17 protein-coding genes and 1 pseudogene are annotated in these 18350 nt (G+C 68.6%); 9 read left to right on the forward strand and 9 right to left on the reverse strand.

Annotated elements, in window-relative coordinates:
* Positions 1-507: 507 nt before the first annotated feature.
* Positions 508-690, reverse strand: a complete 183-nt coding sequence (locus AIIKEEIJ_RS31590) for a hypothetical protein (protein ID WP_006934733.1) — start codon at positions 688-690, stop codon at positions 508-510.
* A gap of 627 nt (positions 691-1317) precedes the next feature.
* Between AIIKEEIJ_RS31590 and AIIKEEIJ_RS31595 the strand changes: the two genes are divergently transcribed.
* Positions 1318-1518 carry a hypothetical protein gene (locus tag AIIKEEIJ_RS31595; RefSeq protein ID WP_155948114.1) on the forward strand — a complete coding sequence of 67 codons (201 nt, stop codon included), beginning with the start codon at positions 1318-1320 and terminating at the stop codon, positions 1516-1518.
* Between the two features lie 886 nt (positions 1519-2404).
* Here AIIKEEIJ_RS31595 and AIIKEEIJ_RS31600 read toward each other — a convergent pair.
* From AIIKEEIJ_RS31600 to AIIKEEIJ_RS31625, 6 genes and pseudogenes are all read right to left on the reverse strand, one after another.
* Entirely contained in the window at positions 2405-3475 is a 1071-nt protein-coding gene (locus AIIKEEIJ_RS31600) for a DUF2637 domain-containing protein (protein WP_238406400.1), read from the reverse strand.
* Between the two features lie 133 nt (positions 3476-3608).
* Positions 3609-3761 carry a hypothetical protein gene (locus AIIKEEIJ_RS33450; protein ID WP_006933579.1) on the reverse strand — a complete coding sequence of 51 codons (153 nt, stop codon included), beginning with the start codon at positions 3759-3761 and terminating at the stop codon, positions 3609-3611.
* A gap of 149 nt (positions 3762-3910) precedes the next feature.
* Entirely contained in the window at positions 3911-4693 is a 783-nt protein-coding gene (locus AIIKEEIJ_RS31610; RefSeq protein WP_044475753.1) for a ParA family protein, read from the reverse strand.
* Positions 4694-5065: 372 nt separating this feature from the next.
* A pseudogene (locus AIIKEEIJ_RS33455) lies at positions 5066-5524 on the reverse strand (dihydrofolate reductase family protein); the annotation flags it as partial.
* 346 nt (positions 5525-5870) lie between these two features.
* The gene (locus AIIKEEIJ_RS31620) at positions 5871-7670 is read right to left on the reverse strand and encodes a hypothetical protein (RefSeq protein WP_161996050.1); all 1800 of its coding nucleotides are present in this window, start codon (positions 7668-7670) and stop codon (positions 5871-5873) included.
* 286 nt (positions 7671-7956) lie between these two features.
* On the reverse strand, positions 7957-8160 hold the full coding sequence (locus tag AIIKEEIJ_RS31625; RefSeq protein ID WP_029547261.1) for a hypothetical protein: 204 nt from the start codon (positions 8158-8160) through the stop codon (positions 7957-7959).
* A 316-nt stretch (positions 8161-8476) separates the two neighbouring features.
* Here AIIKEEIJ_RS31625 and AIIKEEIJ_RS31630 point away from each other — a divergent pair, with 316 nt between their 5' ends.
* The 3 genes from AIIKEEIJ_RS31630 to AIIKEEIJ_RS31640 are packed head-to-tail and all read left to right on the forward strand — an operon-like array spanning position 8477 to position 11419.
* On the forward strand, positions 8477-8929 hold the full coding sequence (locus AIIKEEIJ_RS31630) for a hypothetical protein (RefSeq protein WP_231386047.1): 453 nt from the start codon (positions 8477-8479) through the stop codon (positions 8927-8929).
* Positions 8926-10053: a DUF6545 domain-containing protein gene (locus AIIKEEIJ_RS31635; protein ID WP_006933567.1), complete on the forward strand. Its 1128-nt coding sequence runs from the start codon at positions 8926-8928 to the stop codon at positions 10051-10053. The genes AIIKEEIJ_RS31630 and AIIKEEIJ_RS31635 overlap by 4 nt, the downstream gene beginning before the upstream one ends.
* 19 nt (positions 10054-10072) lie before the next feature.
* Positions 10073-11419 (forward strand): cytochrome P450, encoded by a 1347-nt coding sequence (locus AIIKEEIJ_RS31640; RefSeq protein WP_006933565.1) that lies wholly within the window; start codon positions 10073-10075, stop codon positions 11417-11419.
* Here AIIKEEIJ_RS31640 and AIIKEEIJ_RS31645 read toward each other — a convergent pair.
* Together AIIKEEIJ_RS31645 and AIIKEEIJ_RS31650 are read right to left on the reverse strand one after the other, a co-directional pair.
* Entirely contained in the window at positions 11406-11825 is a 420-nt protein-coding gene (locus AIIKEEIJ_RS31645; RefSeq protein ID WP_006933563.1) for a hypothetical protein, read from the reverse strand. The genes AIIKEEIJ_RS31640 and AIIKEEIJ_RS31645 overlap by 14 nt on opposite strands.
* A complete protein-coding gene (locus tag AIIKEEIJ_RS31650) occupies positions 11822-12511 on the reverse strand; it encodes a helix-turn-helix domain-containing protein (protein WP_161996027.1) in 690 nt (229 codons plus the stop codon). The genes AIIKEEIJ_RS31645 and AIIKEEIJ_RS31650 overlap by 4 nt, the downstream gene beginning before the upstream one ends.
* A gap of 437 nt (positions 12512-12948) precedes the next feature.
* On the opposite strand from AIIKEEIJ_RS31650, the gene AIIKEEIJ_RS31655 reads away from it, so the two are divergent.
* From AIIKEEIJ_RS31655 to AIIKEEIJ_RS31675, 5 genes are all read left to right on the forward strand, one after another.
* Positions 12949-14541, forward strand: coding sequence for a cutinase family protein (locus AIIKEEIJ_RS31655; protein WP_238406416.1), 1593 nt, complete (start codon positions 12949-12951; stop codon positions 14539-14541).
* Positions 14542-14580: 39 nt separating this feature from the next.
* On the forward strand, positions 14581-15705 hold the full coding sequence (locus AIIKEEIJ_RS31660; RefSeq protein ID WP_202917088.1) for an insoluble domain protein: 1125 nt from the start codon (positions 14581-14583) through the stop codon (positions 15703-15705).
* 103 nt (positions 15706-15808) lie between these two features.
* Positions 15809-16912, forward strand: coding sequence for a hypothetical protein (locus AIIKEEIJ_RS31665; RefSeq protein ID WP_161996029.1), 1104 nt, complete (start codon positions 15809-15811; stop codon positions 16910-16912).
* Positions 16909-17682: a hypothetical protein gene (locus tag AIIKEEIJ_RS31670; protein WP_161996030.1), complete on the forward strand. Its 774-nt coding sequence runs from the start codon at positions 16909-16911 to the stop codon at positions 17680-17682. The genes AIIKEEIJ_RS31665 and AIIKEEIJ_RS31670 overlap by 4 nt, the downstream gene beginning before the upstream one ends.
* Positions 17679-18251 carry a DUF6668 family protein gene (locus AIIKEEIJ_RS31675; protein ID WP_161996031.1) on the forward strand — a complete coding sequence of 191 codons (573 nt, stop codon included), beginning with the start codon at positions 17679-17681 and terminating at the stop codon, positions 18249-18251. The genes AIIKEEIJ_RS31670 and AIIKEEIJ_RS31675 overlap by 4 nt, the downstream gene beginning before the upstream one ends.
* Positions 18252-18350: the final 99 nt, after the last annotated feature.

Below are 18350 nucleotides of genomic sequence, written 5' to 3' on the forward strand. Positions count from 1 at the left end.
CGTGAGAGACTCTGCCGTCGGGCCGTCACCCGGTCGACATCCCCCAGCGACACCGGCCCGGCGCAGGGGAGAGGGACGAGCACGCTGCGCCGCCGGCACGACGGCCGCCGCCTCACTCCAGAGGAAGGCTGTAGCCGACCGAGACCGGTCTGCAAGGCCGTTGCCGTCCGGAAAGGCCCCAGCGAGAGGGTGTTTCCGGACGGGCCGCGGCGCACGGAGCCTGGGAGGCACCCGCTCCGCGCGTTATAGCGCTACAACGCCCGAATTGGTGCCGAGGGACGTCCCCGTTTCCGCCGGGCGCCACCATGCAAAGGGTAGTTCCTGCGGAGGACACCGCCACCGCCCCCGCAGCGGGTGAGGTTCGCCGTGGGCGCGGCGGATGGCGGTACGCGTGCCGTTCTCCTGATCGACGTGAATCCGACCTTCGGGTGCGCGCGCCGGCAGTGCGCGTACCGACGTCGTCGGCGGCACTGGAGGCTGTGCCGGGGGTGTTGCTCCGGTCGGGGGTTACAGGTCGAACAGGGAGAATTGGTCGGCCTGGGCCTGGGTTTCGGTGTCGCGGCGGTGCCGGTCGGCCATGGCGCGGGCGAGGTCTTCGGTGCAGCCGAGTTCGGTGGCGACCTCGCTCCAGTCGCGGCCGTCGTGGCGCAGCTGCCACGCCCACTGGTGCAGCTGTTCGTCGGTCTCCATGCCGGGCGCCCCCTCGATGATCCGGGGGCGCTCTCGCCCCTCAACTCGCGAGCTGCCGCGACCGTAACCGAGGCGGCACAGGTTCTTGGGCAGGCGCGCCGAGCAGGCTCCGGCCAGGTTGGGAGCCGTGCGTGGGCCGTGCCGGCAGGACCGGCCCCGGCATTCAGTGAGGCTCGGCGGAAAAGCCGGTCCGGACCGGGCAGGTCGCGGACTACCGGTGGATGTGGGGCGGGCTGTAGTGATCGGCGACCATGCCGTGGGCCGGATACCGGAGGAAGAAGGTGCGACGGGCGACCGTGGAGATCGTCGTCGACGAGGCGAAGACGAAGGACTATCTGCTCTGCGCGGTGGTGGCGGTTTCCGAGGTTCCGGCTCCCGGCCCGCACGACGATGCGCGCGCTCGAGGCCGCACAACCGCCGGCCGGCGGCACCGCCGCGACGAGCGCCCGGCAGAACCGGTGGCGGATCGTGGCGGCCTTCGCCCGCACATCGGAAGATCCGGCAGGCCCACCTATGCACCGCCCCGAATTGCCGGTCGCCCGCACCGGCAGGTCCCAGGCCGGTTGCCGGCGGCGTTGGCGGTGCACAGCGCCGAGCTCGGGGCGCGCCGCATCCTGGTTGAATCCTGTGCCCAGGACACGCAGGATCTCGCGGCGCACCGGCGCCCTCGCCCACATCGGGGCGCCCACGACGGTGCGGGCGAGGGTGGACCGCCGGTACGCGCACGAGTTGCTGTGGGCCGCGGACCTGATCGCCTACGCCTACACCGCCAGCGGACAGCTGCGGCGTGCGATCGACTCGCCGGTCACCGCGGCTCGGGTGCCGTAGACAAGCGCAAAGGCCGGGCGACCACGCAAAACGTGCGGGCTCCCGGCCTCACTTTCCTGACTCTTCGCCAGGACACCCTCAACGATAGCGGGCCACTCCCTCACCGCCCCGCACCACGTATTCGGGAATGCCCACGGGACCCGGGAGCGGACCGTCACCGTGACACCGGCCGGCGCCCTATGTGGCCGCCCGGGTGCTCGACACGACCGGGCATCACCGTCCCCGCGAGCCACCCTCAGCGCGGTCGTTGCATCCGCCGGGTAGGCCGGTGCCCCGGCGGCGGGGGGTGAAGCGCCGGGGCACGCGGGCCCCGCACGTCCGAGGGGACCGTGCGTGACCTGGCGACAATACACAGAACCGACGCCCCACGGAACCAACACCGCCTCACACGCCGGGGCGGGATGTCGGACAGGCGTCGTACGCTGCCCGGTGAGCGCCCCGGCACCCAACACCCCGGGGCGTTCGCTTGTTTCAGGACCACCGCACTCCCGGCCGCGGCGGGCCGACATGGGGCGGTGAGCCGATGGTGAGCTCGCAGGTGCGGCACGTCCAGGTGCGGTGGCCGCCGGTGCCGGGGGTGCAGTCGCACGGGATCCATCCCACCAGAACGGTGTTCCGTGTGAGCCGGTGCCCCGCTGGGCAGATCGTCGGTGCTCGCTCATGCAGGGCCACATCCATGATGGTCGCACCACTTTCCCGCTAATGGGAACACTTGTTCGAACAGTTCTGTTAGAGTGGGACTCGACGCCGGGACGGCGGGGGAAGCGCCGTCCTGGCGTCACTGTTTTCTCCGCCTCCACTCCGCGCGCCTCGCCGGGCCACGGTTCGTTCGGTGCTCCGGGCACCTACCCGCACGGCCTGGCGTGCAACCCCGGGTGGAGTCTGGTCACACTGGCACCAACTGCTCCTCGCGGGGAGTGACTGCGTCGAGCGGAAGCGGCACCACCGGCGGGATTTCGAAGCCTTCGGCGTAGGCGGCGTTCTTGAAGCGCTGCCAGCGCCGGCACACCGTCGACGGGGACGGGGTGTCCTCCAGCTCGGTGGCCACCTGCGCATAGGTCAGCTGCGGGCGGTCCAGCAGGATCGCCGCGACCTCCTTCTCTTCACTGCGCAGCGTGCACCCGGCCAGGAACTCGCGCAGGCCGTCGACCGTCTGCCGATAGCCACCGAACGTCGGCGCAAGGTGCGGCTCGGGCGGTGCATCGACAGGAGCCGGGGCCTGCACGACGGCCTCCCCCGATGCATCCTCGCCGTGGCGCCCGGTGCCTTGCGGCTGCACCGTTGCAGGCTCGGCGGCAACGGCGGAGGCATCGGTGTGCACGCGTGCACCGGGGTAATGCACGTCGTGCCCGACGGGTGCATCCTCTGCAGAGTCGTGCACCTCCGATGCCCCGGGTGTGCTCGCGGGCTGCTCCTGGGGGGTCATCAGGTGCGCGTCGTGCACCGCCTCGTTGTAGCGGCCGCGTTCGACGGCCAGCGCCCGCACGATTGTGGTGAACAGATGCAACAGGGCCAAAAACAGCAGCGGCACGATCATCGCAATGCAGGCGGCGATGGCAGCCGGTTGCGGCTGGTACCCGACATCGACACCGGCCGCGGCCTGCGCGTGCCGCTGCCCGGCCAGACGGAAGGCGTGGTAGCCGTTGCCGGCCACGCTGAGCAGGACCGTGCCCGTGGCCAGGGCCTTGCAGTACCGACGGGCACCGCGGAACTCGTCGTCGGTCCCCAATGCAACGAGAGCCAGCGCGGCGGCGGCCTGTGCAACATCGAGTGCCACCGGCGCCATCCAGGCCAGTTCCGGGCGCACACCGATTTCCAAGGTGAGCTGACGCAACGCATCGAACGACAAGGTGAACGCCAGCGCTGCAAGCACCAGCGTCATCGCTGCAACAGCACCCAGGGCCGTGGTCTTCGAGTGCAATCGTCGGCGTGCACTCTGCACGAGATCGTCCTTCATGGCGAAGTTGTTCTTCCTTTAAGAGTGCCGTTGCGGTCGGGTCTTGGAGGCAGCGCAACCAGCTTGACTGCAGTGCACTTAGCCATGCGTTCAACGCACTGCATGCAAGGCATGCAAAGCGTGCATGCAATGGTCACAGTCCGTGCTTGTCGAGGTATTCCTCAAGGGCCTTGTCGGTAAGCGACGCCTCGCTGATTGTCCGATCCCCGGTTTCGTAGCGGAGCTTGTCCACTCCCCTGCGAAGCCGCGCTTTGAGGCTGGGCCGGATCCGCGTGTTGTGAGTCATGGTGAGACCTTCTGATCCCTGCTCCCCCGCTATGACGGTCGACGCTGGCACCGCGGGAGATGGAATGGGTGCAACATCTGACCGGAGTGGCCGCTCCGGCAGGTCTTCGGCCGGGTGAGTCTTGCGGATCGCCGGTTGCCGTTGAGCCGTCACTGTGTGCCTCCGGAAAGAATCGCGAGTTCGGTAAGGAGATCGCTGTATGCGGTCTGGAGGGAAAGAGCGCGTCCGCCACGGAACTGATGGATGGGCTGACGGAGGCTGTGGGCGTCCTGGCGGGCCGCCAACTCCGGGATGATCGTGCGAGCGACGAGATCGCCGTAGCTGTCCCGAAGTTCCTGCTCGCGAAAGATATGTTCCCCGGTGTTGCGGCGCCGACTGAGGACTACCTTGTCGAAAGCCAGCTTCGGGTTTGCGCGTTTGCGGACGGTGCGGATGGTTTCGTCGAGTTTCTCAACGCCTTGCACGCTGTCGATTGTTGGCTCGGTGACGGCCACTACCCCGTCCGCGGCGATAAGGACCGCGAACAGCACTTTGCCGAGACTGGGCGCGCAGTCGAACAGAACGATGTCGTAGGGGCTTAGATCCAGACCCTCGAAGGCGACGTCCAGGCGGAACACGAGATCGTTCGATCCGTCCGATTCGATCTTGCCCAGTTCTTCGTCTGCCGGGATGAGGTCGACGCCTTCCCACTCTGTTGCAACCACGGCGTCCGCGGCACTTCCTTCCGCCGTGCGGTTCATCAGGTGATAGGTGGTGAGCATGCCTGCATCGACGGTGACGCCAAGGCCGTTGGTTGCGTTGCCCTGCGAGTCTGCGTCGATGATCAGGACTTTGCCACCTTTGGCGGACACCGCACTTGCGAGCCCGAGGGCCGTTGCGGTCTTCCCTACGCCGCCCTTCTGATTGGCGATAGCGATTTTGCGCGGTTGCATTGCAAGCCTTTCGGTCAGTGCAAGAAGTGCGTGTCATGCACGTCGTGCGGTGCAGACGTGCCTTGCACAGTTTGCACGTGCAACACGGCATGCGCCTCGTGCACACGCCGCACGTTATGCAAACTTCGCGTCACACGCAAGGCGTGCACTGCATGCATGCCGTGCTTTGCATGCGATGCATGCATAAAACGCATCACAAGATCGCAGTGCTCGGCCCGCACTGCCTGGAGAGCTTGCTCGCCTGGGAGTGCATCCCTCGCATGCAGCGCATCGTTTCCATGCAGAGCGCGGCTTGCATGTGCCACCTGCAACGGATGAATCCCTATGCACGGCATGCGTTGCATGCATGCCGTGCATGCTTCTAACGGCGCGCATATTCTTCCCCACACCGAGCACGATCGGATGCACCCAGAGGTCGAGACGGTCGAAGAGTTTCTCGCGCAGGAGCGGCTGGACCAGGCTCAGGCTCCCGACGCCCTTGATGTGCACGTACCGGTCCCCGGATCTCGCGCACCGCGCCGACGAGATCTGGACACAACTGCGCGGAGCCGGACCAGGAGAGGTCTGGCCGGGCCGCGGGAGGCCACGTACTCGGGGACGCTGTTAAAGCGTGTGGCGATCTCGTCGTCCTCGCCGGCTGCCCTGGTACGGCCAACAGGCGGCGAAGATGTCGTAGGTCCGCAGACCGAGCAGCAGGGCGTCGGTGCTCTGGTAGCCGGCAGCGATCTGCGCGCCCGTGGTCTCGGCGAGCAGGGGTGCCTGCCGGCCGCCGAACGAGAAGTCCACTCCGTCTGGATCAGGCCCATGGCTCGGCTCCCAATGAAGTGGGATGTCTCGGTCGCAGAGATTAACTGCGGGCGTGGGGCAGACTCATCGCTGCAACGACCTCTTGCTTCGTGTGTCACCGCCTTGCGCGGTGCATCGGTCACCCCCTCCCGCGGTCGGGGGTCCTTGCCCTGTTCACGCCACTAGGTCGGGGCGGCGCACCGGCACGTAGTTTGTAGTGCGCGGCGGCCACCATCCCCGCAAGTCACCGGCGCGATCTGCGGCTTGGCAATCCGTAACTGGGCCTGCGATCGTTCCAATCGTGGAATCGCGGGCCTCGGCCGCGCTCATCCTCGCTCAGATCGCCGAAGTGGACTCGTACCGATCTCACGAAGTAAATGCCTGAGGGTGTTCAAGCCGCCTCATTGCATTGACCTGACTCCGTCGGGGGAGTCCCGACCAGGGAGAATAAGCGGGTCACCACGGCTCGCGCCGCACGATAGTCGGCGCGGCCGGTATCGGTCACCGGAAATCGGCCGTACCGCAGCCGAGCGGGCGCGTCGATCGGCAGGGCGATGGTCAGCGAGACCGTGCGGGGTACGCCGGTCTTCTTGCCGCGTCGGCAGCGCCATCCCTGCTCTTCGAGCCACCAACGGTGCAGCTCCCGATCGAGAAGATGACGTCGGACCCGCTGTGCTCCGACACCGGCGGTTCCGACACGATCCGCCGCGTCATCGAGTTTGTCCCGGAGAGAGGGGATATCGGCTCGCACATCGGTAGGCACGCCCAATCGGGCGAGGATGGACAGGGTACGAGTGACGGTGGCGAGGCTGTACCCGGTCAGGGCAGCCACCTCAATCGAATTTCTGCCCGCTCCGGAAATAGAAGGTTTTTCCGAAACTACGGCCCAGTGGATACGGGCAGCCGCCCCACCCAGCCCGGACCGGTTCGCCCAGAGGTCGTGCGTGTGGTGCTCCAGCAGGGCGGAGGGGTGCCCCGGAGCGGGGGCGGGTTCCCCTTGTGTTGCAACCGGTAGCGATGCCCCCGGGTCGGGGAGTTCGAGTTGCCAGGTGGCGGCGCGGGTTCCGCTTCCGGTGCGGATGCACCGCACCCAGGACTCGTGGGCCAGCACCCGCAGCCGACGGGAGACGGTGGAGGCGTCGACGGCCGCGGCCTGGGCGAGGCGGCGGCAGTCGATGTCCAGGACGCGGGTGCGCGCGGTGCGGGCGAGCGCGAGCAGGGCGTAGAGGATGCGTTCGTCGCTGGCCCCGCCGGGGCGGGCCCAGTGCGCCGGGGCGGCTCCGATGGCGGCCTCGATGCGGTCGAGTTCGTCGTCGACCGGTGCCCGGGTGGGCGGGGGAGTGGGGGCGAAGTGCGCGGCGGTGTCCAGGGCGCGGCGCCATTGCCGGTCGGTGTCCTCGCGGCCGCGGGCGCGGTCCTCACGCAGCCGGACCAGTCCCGGCGCCGTCGCGGCGGCCGCCCGGGCGTCGGCGAGACTGTGGCCGGCGCGGGCCATACCCAGAAAGATGCTGTGCACGATCGCCGAGCGGTCCGCGCCGGGTGCCGGCGCAGCATCGAGCAGGGCCCGGGTGGTGTCGGTGAGCGGGCGCCGCGGCCGGTCCAGCCGGGGATTGGAGACCGGATCGACGATGCGCACCGCCCCGGCGGGGCGGCGGGGGGCCGAGGCGGCGGAGTGGGGGTGCCGGGCCAGCAACCAGTCCACCACCTCCGGAGCGGTTTCGGTGTCGAGGCGGGCGAGGGCGGCGTCGAGGGCGGCGCCGTGCAGGTGGGGTCGGGACTGCCCGCCGCGGCGGTGCGGGGCCCCGGGCGGGCGGACGGCGCCGGTGGCGGGGTTGGTCAACGGGGCGGTGTCGAGGCTGGGATAGTGCTGGCGCAGGGCGTGGGCGAGGCGACGCACCTCGTCCGGGGCGGCGCCCGGCGCGGCGAGGCGCAGCCAGAGGTGCTGCCCACCGCTGGGCCCGGACCGAGCGCGCAGATGCGGAACACCCAGCTCTGTGAGGTGCGCGGCCAACCGGTCGGCATCGGCGCGCGCGACCTCGGGGCCGTGGCGCCCGCTGTCGAGGTCGAACGCCAGCAGGCGGTAGCGATGGTCCGCGCCGGCCAGGTAGAGCGCCCACGGAAATCCGGGCGCCTGGGCGGGCATGGCCATCGTGGTGGCATACGTGTGGGTACGATCCGGGTCGATCCGCACCCGGGCACGCGGCGACCAGCGGCGCGTGCACACGTCGAAAAGGTGACGATTCGGTGAGGTGTCACCGGTGAAAGTGGCGACACGCGCAGCGATCGTTGGCTCTGATTCAGGGCGCGATGTACCCTGAGACCTGTCCGGCAAGACAGTCCCTTCGGGGAAAGCAGTACGAGAGCCGAGTTTGGCCGCTTAGCTCTCACCAACTTTGAGGACCCTCAGCCCCGCACGGCTGGGGGTTTTCTCATGTGGTCTGCGTTTTGCTTATGAAGTTGCTGAAGCCACTCGTGAGCTACGCAGACATACGAACCTCCTCCTCGCGATGGCGCTGAAGCTCGCGGACGAGTAGATGGTGGCCGGTGGTCACTGCGAGCAGGTCCGCGACGTACTGGCTGATCGATTCGACCCCAGCAGCTCGGCGACCCTCCTCGAGGGCTTCGTAGACTTCGTCCGGGACGCGGGTGACCACGCGGGTACGGGCACCCTTGCTAGCCATTCCCACTGCAGTTCTCCCTCCACCGTTCAACCTGTGCCAACATGGCCGGTCGGCCCGAGCCGAGGCGATGCCTTGACCATCTTGTGACAGGTGAGGCGTAAAACATGTCCGACACGCCCACGCCTCGACCGCCAACTCGGATTCTTTCATACTATTCGCTAATTCTTTGCCTTCGTTTAGTGATGCCTGGCGAGAGTATGGCTTGCGTTATGCTCCGAAGGTTCCGCCATCTGGCAGGGGAGGCCTGAAGGGGAGGTAGCGAGTGCTGAGACGCGGGGGCGATCGACGCGAACGGATCGCGCAGATCCTCGATCGGGTGCCCCTCGAGCCGCCGTGGACGGTCGCGGAGTTCCTCAGCTGGCTGGAAGAGGACACCGGGAAGGCGGTGGAGTTGGAGCCGTGGCCGGGCCTGTCGACGGATCTGCAGACCCGATGCGGGCTGCTCTTCGGTGGCCCGACGCGATACGTCATCCGCTATGACCCGGCTCGCTCGGTTCGCCATCAGCGTCAGCAGATCTTTCACGAGGTCGGCCATGTGCTCGGTCAGCACCCGGGAGAGCCATTCCGCCCGACGGAAAGTGCCCTGACCGAGGGGCTGAGCTTGGAGGGAATCGAGTACATGATGCGGCGTTCGACCTTCGACTCTCCGACCGAGGCGGAAGCCGAATTGCTCGGCACGCACCTGGCGGTGCTCAGTCGCGGCCCGATCGACCTGGACAGTCACGGTGATCTGCATCGAATCGCCGGCGTCTTCGCCCCGCTGCGATGAGCGCTCTGCTGCATCAGGAGGCCACCTCCGCGCTGCCGGAGTGGGCAAGCATCCCCATGATGGGCTTCCTCGCCCTGGTCATCGTGGCCCGGGCTCTTTTCGTCTCCGAACGCCAACTCGACCAGCAGATCACCTGGTTATTGGTGTGGTGGCTGGGCGCCTCACTGCTCCGAGACGGTGCGGTACAGACCGTTCTGCTGGGGGCCACACCCCTGACCCTGTCGGACATTCGCCTACTCACCCACGGCTTCGCCATGCTCGGGGCGGCCGCGATCTTCCTTATCGTCCTGGCCTACCGCAAGGTGCGGAAGATTCCGCGGCGCACGATCGTCGGGTGCTACGCCCTGATCGTGGGGTGGATGCTGGTGATGGCCTGGATCAGCGCGCCGGCCCGCTCCGCCGGTGTCGCCATCGAGGAGCTGCGCTCGGTGCGGACCGTGACGTACATGGCGATCTACGCGGCCCAGATGCCGCTGGCGGTGGCCGCGGTGGCGTACGCGTGCCTGCGCATCCTCCGCGACGGTGAGCAGAACCGGTCCACTCGGCTGTGGGCAGGACTGATCCTGGGCACCGGCGGCGTGTCGGCCTTCGATCACCTGACACGATTCGCCAACGCCGTGTTGATGTCCGCGGAGGTGACCAACGGGTTCACCGACTGGCGCAGCCAGTCCAACGATGTGCTCTTCTTGCCGACCGCGTGCGTGTTGGCGGCTGTCGTCGCCGCTCCGGTGTTCGCGGCGGTCCGGGCGAAACTGCGCAACGATCCGTCGTCGGTGGCCGTGCTGACGTTGACGCCGATGTGGCAGGACCTGTCGACCGCATTGCCGGCCATGTCGATCGAATCGACGGGGCTGCTGCCGAACAGTGTCGATCGCGAGCACCGGATGCGGATCGAGTGCGAGGACGCGGTGTTCACCCTCCTGCCGTACATGACCGAGCAGGAGCGGCGGGATGAGGCCACCCCGGCGCAGCGGTGCGCCGCGATCGTCAACGCGCTCGAGCGGCGCAGAGCCGGGGCGGCGGAATCCCGCGTGACCACGCCACGGTGGCTCGCCGACGAAGACGAACTGCTGCGCATCGCGCAAGCATGGACCAAACGCCCGGCCGACGCCGTGAGCGTGTGACAAGGGGAAGGAACGGCTAGTGCCGAACACGACGATTCCGCATCCGCCGCGGCGGGTGCCGTTCATCGGCGATGTCCTGGGAATGTCCAAGGAGAAACCGAACCAGACCACGTTGCAGCGGTTCGAGGAGCTCGGGCCGATCTACCGGCGCTCCATTCTCGGGACGGACCTGACCTTCGTCGGCTCCGCGGAGCTCGCCGCGCAGGTCTTCGACGACACGGTGTGGGAGAAGTACGTCGGCCGGCCTCTCGAACGGCTGCGACCGCTGGTGGCGGACGGGCTCTTCACCGCCTACAACTGGGAATCGAGCTGGGCCCGAGCACACGAGGTCCTCATGCCCGGCTTCACCAAGGAGGCGATGGTCTCCTACCACGACGTGATGGTCGAGGTCGTCGACGAGCTGGGCAAGGACCTCGCCGGCACGGACGCACACGTACCGGTCGTGGACGAGATGGGCAAGCTCACCCTCGAGGTGATCGGTCGCTGTGGCTTCGGCTACTCGTTCGATTCGTTCGGCGGCAGCGAGCATCCCTTCGTGGCCGCGATGAGCCGAGCACTGACCTTCGCGCAGAACAGTGCGATCCCGGTGCCCTTCGTCGGTAAGTTCCTGCAGCGCAAGGACGAGAAACAGAACGAGCTCGACCATGCCTTGCTGGTCGAGACCGTGGACGAGGTGATTACGGCCCGGCAGCGGTCGGGCGAGCGCCGGAGTGATCTGCTGGACCGGATGCTGCATCCGGACGACGGTGCCACGCTCGATCCGGAGAACATCCGCAATCAGGTGCTGACCTTCCTCGTGGCCGGCCACGAGACCTCCGTCAACGCCCTGAGCTTCGCGCTGCACTTCATCGCCCAAGACCCGGCGGTGGCCTCCCGGATGCGCGAGGAGGCTCGCGGGATCCTCGGCGACGGCTCCGTCCGGTACGAGGACGTGCCGCGGTTGCGCTACACGCGCCAGGTGATCAACGAAGCACTGCGGCTGTGGCCCACGGCTCCGGGCTTCTTCCGCTCCGCCAAAAAGGACACCCGGGTGGGCGAGCACGAGTTCACGGCCGGGGAATGGGTGTTCGTGCTGCTACTGGCGGTACAACGCGATCCGGCCTGGGGTTCCGACGCCGACCGGTTCAACCCGGATCGCTTCGCCCCCGAGCACAACCGTGCTCGGGCACCGGAGCTGTTCAAACCGTTCGGCACCGGCATCCGCTCGTGCATCGGCCGGCAGTTCGCCTTACACGAGATGACCCTGGCCCTGGCGACCCTGGTGCTGCGGTTCGACATCACCCCCGAACCCGGCTATGCGCTCGAGGTGGAAGAAACTCTGACGTTGCGCCCGAAGGGCCTTCGTCTGCGCTTCACGCCTGTCTGAGTCCGCCGGTCTGCGGCGTCATCCGCTCGATTTCCGCGATGAGTCGCTCGAGGTCTTCGCGCGTCAGGCTGGTGGCACGCGCGGCGAAGTGGTGCAGCCCGCGGTCCCGGATGGTGATCCACAGCCGCAACCGTTGATCGATGTCGATATCCCGGCCACCGCTCAGGCGCAGGTAGTCACGGTCGACCTTGAAGGCGTCGCACAGCGCGTCGGTGACAGTGACCGGCAGCGAGGTCCGCTCACCGGAGCGGACCTCTTCGAGCAGTTCCACCGGGACCGGCTCGCCGATGCGCTGTCCGACGATGGTGGCCACCGCCTGCAACGTCAACTCGGGTTCGTTGCGGTGGTGGTAGAACGCAAGAAGCCGCTCGAGCTTCTGCCCGAGGGACGGGGCCAGGTAGTTCACGGACGGTCCTCCTTCTGCGCTTTGCTCCACTGTGTGACGAACGCGTGCTCGGTCGCTTCGTCGATCTCCCCGGCCCGACCCGTCAGCCACCGCAGGTACAGCAGCTCGTGGGCGTCCTCGACAGACGGGGGCTCAGGAGTGCGATTGAGGTAGTCCCCGATCAGCATCTCCACCACCGGATCACCTCGCACCGGTGAGTCCGGCGCCGACTTGCGTTCGAGCTGGGCGATCAACCATGCCCGCAGGATGCGATCGACCAACAAGTCGAAATCGGCGTTGATTTGACCCAGTTCGGCGACCAGTTCCCGGTCCTCGATCGTCCCCGCCAACTTCTCGTACCGCTTCGCGAGGTCGGACAACTCGTTGACCACGGTCAGCGAGAGGGTCACCGAGTCCGCAGCGGCGTTGACCGCACCGGGAGTCGAGCGCCGTATGGACGGGACCTCCTCCAAGGCAGTGGGATCCCCGCCGGCGAAGGCCCTCGCCGCAGATCCCTCGGTCCACTGCAGACCGGTGTCGAGGCGTCGCAGAGTACGGGCGCTCGGGGAAGCGATGGCGCCTTTTTCTATCTTGCCCGTAGTCACGTCGGACGGCCCGCCGGCTTGTTGCAGCTGGTCGAGAGTCAAGCCAAGCAGGCGCCTCCGCTCGGCAACTATTCGCGCAAAACGCGCCCGCTCGTTTGTCATCGCATCGACCTTACCGGCCAATGTCTGAATCAGACGCCTTCGGTACCTCGAAAGAGCTGGGGATTTGCGACGCTCTGCTTCAACCGTCACCGTCACCCCCTTCGCTAAAGTTTCATAGTTTTTTGCTTTTGTTTCGAGATTTTCGAGTATATGCTTTGCCAAGAATTTGCGAACAGGGGTTTTGCGCCGGTCCCCAGCCGGGGCGGCCACTGTCTCGGAGGACCGGGTCCCGAAGGGCTGTGCGCACTCACAGCAGTGCAGCGCCCTGTGGCGTACCGGCTTTGGGGTGCAGGGCTTCCGCACAAGCTCGGCACCCCAGAGCCGGAACAGCGGGGGTGATCACTACGGGTCTTGAGGACCGACTGTTTGAGGGATGGAGAGAGATGAAGGGTTGGGGGACGCGGACTGTGGCCACCGCCGTCACCACGGCTGCGGTCATGGCTGGTGTGGGTGGTCTGGTCCCGGTGCACGCGCAGACGCATTGGCTCGACGGACTGGTCGACGGGTGCCCGGATCTGTATGTGCTGGGGATGCAGGGCACGACGGAGTCGTCGCCGGATGCGCCGGTGAAGGTCGATACCGGGATGCTGTCGAACATCATGGGTCCGATGCTCGACCAGGCTCGTGAGCTGGGCGCGAGCGTCGATCGGGCCTACGTCCCGTATCCGGGATCGTTCGGCGGCCTCACCCCCGGTGGTAGCCGGTCGTACGTCGAGTCCGTCACCGAGGGGGAGCAGAACCTGTCCCGAGCGGCGCAGACGGTGCTCGAGCAGTGCCCGTCGGCCAAACTCGCGGTGGTCGGCTACTCCCAGGGCGCTCACGCCGCCTCGAACTTCCTGCGCTCGGTCGGCAAGGGCACCGGAGCGGTGCCGGCCGGCTCGATCGCGGCCGGTGCCCTGTTCGGCGCGCCGACCCGCAGCGCCGCCTCGGGGCTGTTCCCCGGCACCTCGCAGAGCGCCCCGTCGCCGGTTCCCGGCACCACGGGCGGGGCGGTCAAGGCGCTGTCGTCGGTGGCGTTCACCGCCCCGGCAGGCGGCGGAATCGGCCCCGTCGCCGATCTGACCGAGGACTACGGCGGCCTCTCGGGGCGGGTGTCGTCCTGGTGCCAGACCGGGGATCTGGCGTGCGACGCCCCGGCGAATGCGCCGATCGTGCGGGCGGTGGTCAACGTCGCCGGGCAGGTCGAGGTCGGCGGTGATCCGTTCGTCGCCGTCGCCACGGTCGGGCGGGCCTTGGCCTCGACGGCGTTCACCACCGCCGTCGAGGTGGTCAACGAGGACATTGCGGCTCCGAGGAACGCCCTCGAGGCGGTGTCGATCCAGCCGAAGAAGACCATCTCGCAGCGTCTGGCGGAAGCGTCCGATCCGCGGGCCACACCCCCGACCGGGCAGGAAGTGACCGCGGCGTTGATGAAGGTCGGTCTGATCGGCCTCAACGCGGCTGTCACGGTCGCCAAGAAGGTACTCACCCCGGAGACGATCGCGGCAGTCGCGGCGGTCGGGCTGGCCAATCCGGCCGCGGCGTTCGGGGTGCTCGCCGCCAAGACGGTCGGTGTGCTGCCCGAGCTGGTTCCGCCGGCGACCTCGCAGCGGCTCGTGCGCCAGGCGTTCCAGGTCGTGCAGAACGAGGTCGAGGCCAACCGCGATGCCTTCGATCTGGTGGCGATGACGACGGTGCGCAACGTCGCCGCCGAGCACGGCTCCTACGGGTCGGTTCCGGCCACCGCCAGTGGGCAGGCCCCGACACGATTCGTCGCGTCCTGGCTCGCTGCGGTCGCAGCCGACCTCGACGCCGCCGCCTCCTCGGCATCGTCCACGTCCACGACCACGACGAAGACGGTGACCTCCACGACAACGGCCCCGACCACCACGCCGACCCGGCCGACGACCACCACCGAGACCGTCTCGGCCACGCCGTCGCCCACGGTCGCCTCCACCACCGCGGCACCGGCCGTGACCACGACGCATGTGGTCGATGCGGGACCGACGGTGCTCGAGCAGGGCGGCGTCTCGGCCGCCGCACTCAACTGATTCCACGCCCCGACACACACATGAGAGAGAGAAGCGATCATGAGCACACATCGCAGGGCTTCGCGGCTCGCCAAGGCGAGCGTCGTGCCCGCCACGGCCGCAGCGATCGTGGCAGCAGGGTCGGGGCTGGCCTCGGCCGCTCCGGTCGAGCTGCCCTCGCAGGGCGGGGTGAGCACCCCGGCACCGTCCACCCAGGGCGGCACCACCAGCGCCCCGAAGCCGGCCCCGGCTCCTCCGGCCAAGCAGATCTACTGGACCCCGCCTCCGGCGCAGCAGCGTCAGTACGCGCCGCTGCCGAACTACAACTACGACACGAACCGTTACGAGCGGCATAGCGCTCCGCCGCCGATCGACCCGATGACGCTGCGGGCGCCGCAGCCGGTCACCCCGGAGCCGATCTACCTCGCTCCACCCGAGAAGATCATGATCGGCGATGTCCACGTCAACCAGCCGAACTGGGTCACCGACGACGACCGCGAACGCACCAACAACACCGCCGGTCTGATCCGCTCCGAGGTCGCCACCTTCTACAAGTCGGTCGGTGTCGATGCCAGCCGTGCCGATCGGGTCGCTGCTGCGCAGATCGGTGCGACGGTGGCCGGTGCTGCGGCCGGCGGGGCGGCCGGGGCGGTTCCCGGCGCGCTGATCGGCGGCACCATCGGCGGGATCGCCGGGGCGGCGGCCGGAGGTGTGGTGCCGCTGCCGATCCCGGTGCTGCCCGCGGTGACCACCGGCGTGGCCGGGACCGCGGCGGGCGCAGCGATCGGCGCTGCGGTCGGCGCGGTCCCCGGCGCGGTGGTCGGCGGGGCGGCCGGTCTGGCGGCCGGAACCGCCTTCGGTGCCGGGGACGACGAGGGCCAGCCCCTCGAGGTGCAGCTGCCGGATGTGCACCAGGAGGCGCTCACCGAGCAGGCCGATGCCACGGTCGAGCAGTGGCAGTCCTCCGGTCCGGTTGGGCAGGCCGCGGCCGACGCCGTGCGCAGCGTCGTGACCACCGCTCCGCAGGTCGATTCGCAGGTCCGCGAGTGGGTGAAGGTCCAGCCCGGTGGCGAAGGTGTCGTCGCGGGAGCGGACACCGTGCTGACCACGTTCTTCGACGGTTCGGCCGGCACTGCCGCCGAGATGATCTCGACCGCGGCCGCGGACGGCATCAACCCGGCCTGACCTGCCCGAACATCTCGCCGGTGGGGGCGGGTAGCCCCGCCCCCACCACCCGACGACGGAGGACACATTGTCGACCGGCAATCGAGGACAACTCTTCCCGGACGTGACCGAGCGGTACGGGCCGGAGCCGACTGCGAGCGACGAACGAGAGACCGGATCGGTGCACTTCCCGATCCCGGACGAAACCCTCGACGCCGCGGGGGTGCCGGCATCGGACCTCCACCCGGTCGATGCGGCCTGCGTCCCCGAACAGCCTGCTACCGACGACGAGTCGGTCATCCAGACCGACCTCGAACCGATCGTCGCTGCCGAATCCGCAGCCGAGATCTACCCGGTCCCGGTCCATCCTGCCGATCACTCAGCCCACGGCCCTGCCGGATACGACGATCAGAACCTGGCCGACGACGAGCACGGCGGGGCCGGATACGGCGATACGGCGACCGAGGTCGACCCCTATGCAGGCGCCCCGGAGTGGGTCCGCGCCCACCTTCCCCGTGGCCCGCTGATGATCCCCGAACGCACCCGTGGGGGATTGAAGTCCGCGATCGGCCGTGCCCGACCTGCTCGCCCGACCCCTGCCGCAGCTCCGGCTGCGGCTCCGGTCGAGGTCGTCGAGGAGAGGACCGCCCAGCCGGTCACCGACAGCGCCTCTGCGGCCGCGACGGCCCGCCCCGATCGATCCCGCACCTGGATGCTCGTCGGCGGCGGTGTCGCGGTGCTGGCGGTGGTCTCCGCAGCGGTGGTCACCGCGACGGTCGGCACCACCGACGAACCGCAGGTGCCGCCGCTGCCCTCGCCGACGGCGGTGTCCTCGTCCACCACCACCTCGACGTCGACGGTCGCGGCTCCGGCGTGGTGCGCCCCGGTCACCGAACCCGGCCGGATCGTCGGCAACGGTCCCGGTGGCCGCGACACCGGCCCCGCGGTGATCCAGGCGTTCGAGCACGCCTACTACGTCGAACGTGACGGCACGGCCGTCGCGGACCTGATGGTCCTGCCGGGCACCGATATTCAGTCGTTCATCGACGCCGTTCCGGTCGGGACCGAGCACTGCGTGAGCGTGCTGCCGACCGAGGACCCGAACCGCTGGTCGGTCGATGTGCTGCTGAAGTTCCCGCCCGTGGGAGACGAAGGCATCCACAAGCAGTGGATCACCACCCTGCCCGCCGACGGCGGGTTGAAGATCGCGAACGTGGAGAATCGATGAACAACGTTGTCGCACTGCGTCGTAGCCCGAAACTCGAGCAGCCCGAAGACCTCTCGACCATCGTGGTGGCCGGCGCCGGGGGAGCGGGCGCGACCACCACCTGCTTCGGCCTGGCCACCGCCCTGCGCCTGGGCACCGATGTGCAGGTCGCGGCGATCGACGGCACCTTCGGCGGCGGCAACCTGCTCGACCGGGTCGGTGTCGAACCGATCGACCCGGCCCGAGCGATCCGCCAGCTCGGCTCGCGCATGGCTCTCAGCAGCACCGGGGCCGTCGTCGTCGGCCACGGCGACGCCACGGACACGGCGCTGGTGGACAGCCTGCTCGCCGACCGGCATCTGGCCCGCATCCACGACGTCGGAACAGCGTTGCGCTCACGGCGTCTGGCCCCGTTGCTCGATGCCGGGGCCGCGATCGTGATCGTCGCCCCGGCCCGCTCGGAACCGCTGGCCCGGATGCGCGACGGCCTCGAATGGCTCATCGGCACCTACGGGCGCGGCGTGCTGACGCGCACGGTGGTGTCGATCTCGCACCAGATGCCGCACCGCCTGGTGGATCTGACCCCGATCCGAGAGCACCTGGCCCCACGGGTCGCCGGATTCGTCGAAGTGCCCTTCGATGCGACCTTGGCGCGACCGGGCACCGTCGATCACCGCCGCCTGTCGGCCGCCTCGATCGACGCCTGGACCGACGTGCTCGACGCGTTGGGCCGCATCGAGGCCGGCCAGCGCGACACCGATCACCAGGCCGGGGCGGGGGAGCTGGCATGACCACCCGCGAACGCACCAGCGTCGAGGTGAGGGTCGATCCGTACCCGGTGGCTGCGCCCGGACCTGCAGTGTGGCTGCTCGGCGCGCACGGCGGGGCCGGGGTCTCCACCCTCGCCCAGTACTGGGACTTCGCCGAGGATGCTCGGCATCAGTGGCCGTGCGGTGACGCCCGTGAGACCGAATCGCCGTATGTGGTGGTGGTCTGCCGCGACACCATCGAGGGTCTGTCCAGCGCCCACGATCTGATCCTCGAGCACCGCAACCGCGGGTTGGCGTGCGAGCTGCTCGGCCTGGTCACCGTCGCGAACGCGCCCGGTCAGCCCCCGAAGGATGTGCGTCAGCTGCGCTCGATCGTCACCGGTGCGGTGGCTGCGCACTGGGCGATCGGCTGGCATCGCTTCCTGGCCTCGGCGGCCCGGTCGAGCCTGCCCACCTGGCGCGCCCTCGACGGCGTGCCGATTCAGACCAAGGGAGCCGTGATCGCAGTTCCCGAGGACGTGATCGCTGCCGGCGTCGGCATCGTCACGGCAATCCAATCCGCCCTGCCCGCCTTGTGGTCGGGGCAGTAAGACACGGAGGACACGTCATGCTTCAGACCGTCGTGGACGTTGCGTATCTCGCACAAGGTTCGGTCAACTTCGACATCAACCCGGAGGTGCCGCCGGGCG

Origin of the sequence: Rhodococcus sp. YH1, assembly GCF_009939605.1 — a bacterium.
GTDB classification, from domain to species: domain Bacteria; phylum Actinomycetota; class Actinomycetes; order Mycobacteriales; family Mycobacteriaceae; genus Rhodococcus; species Rhodococcus aetherivorans.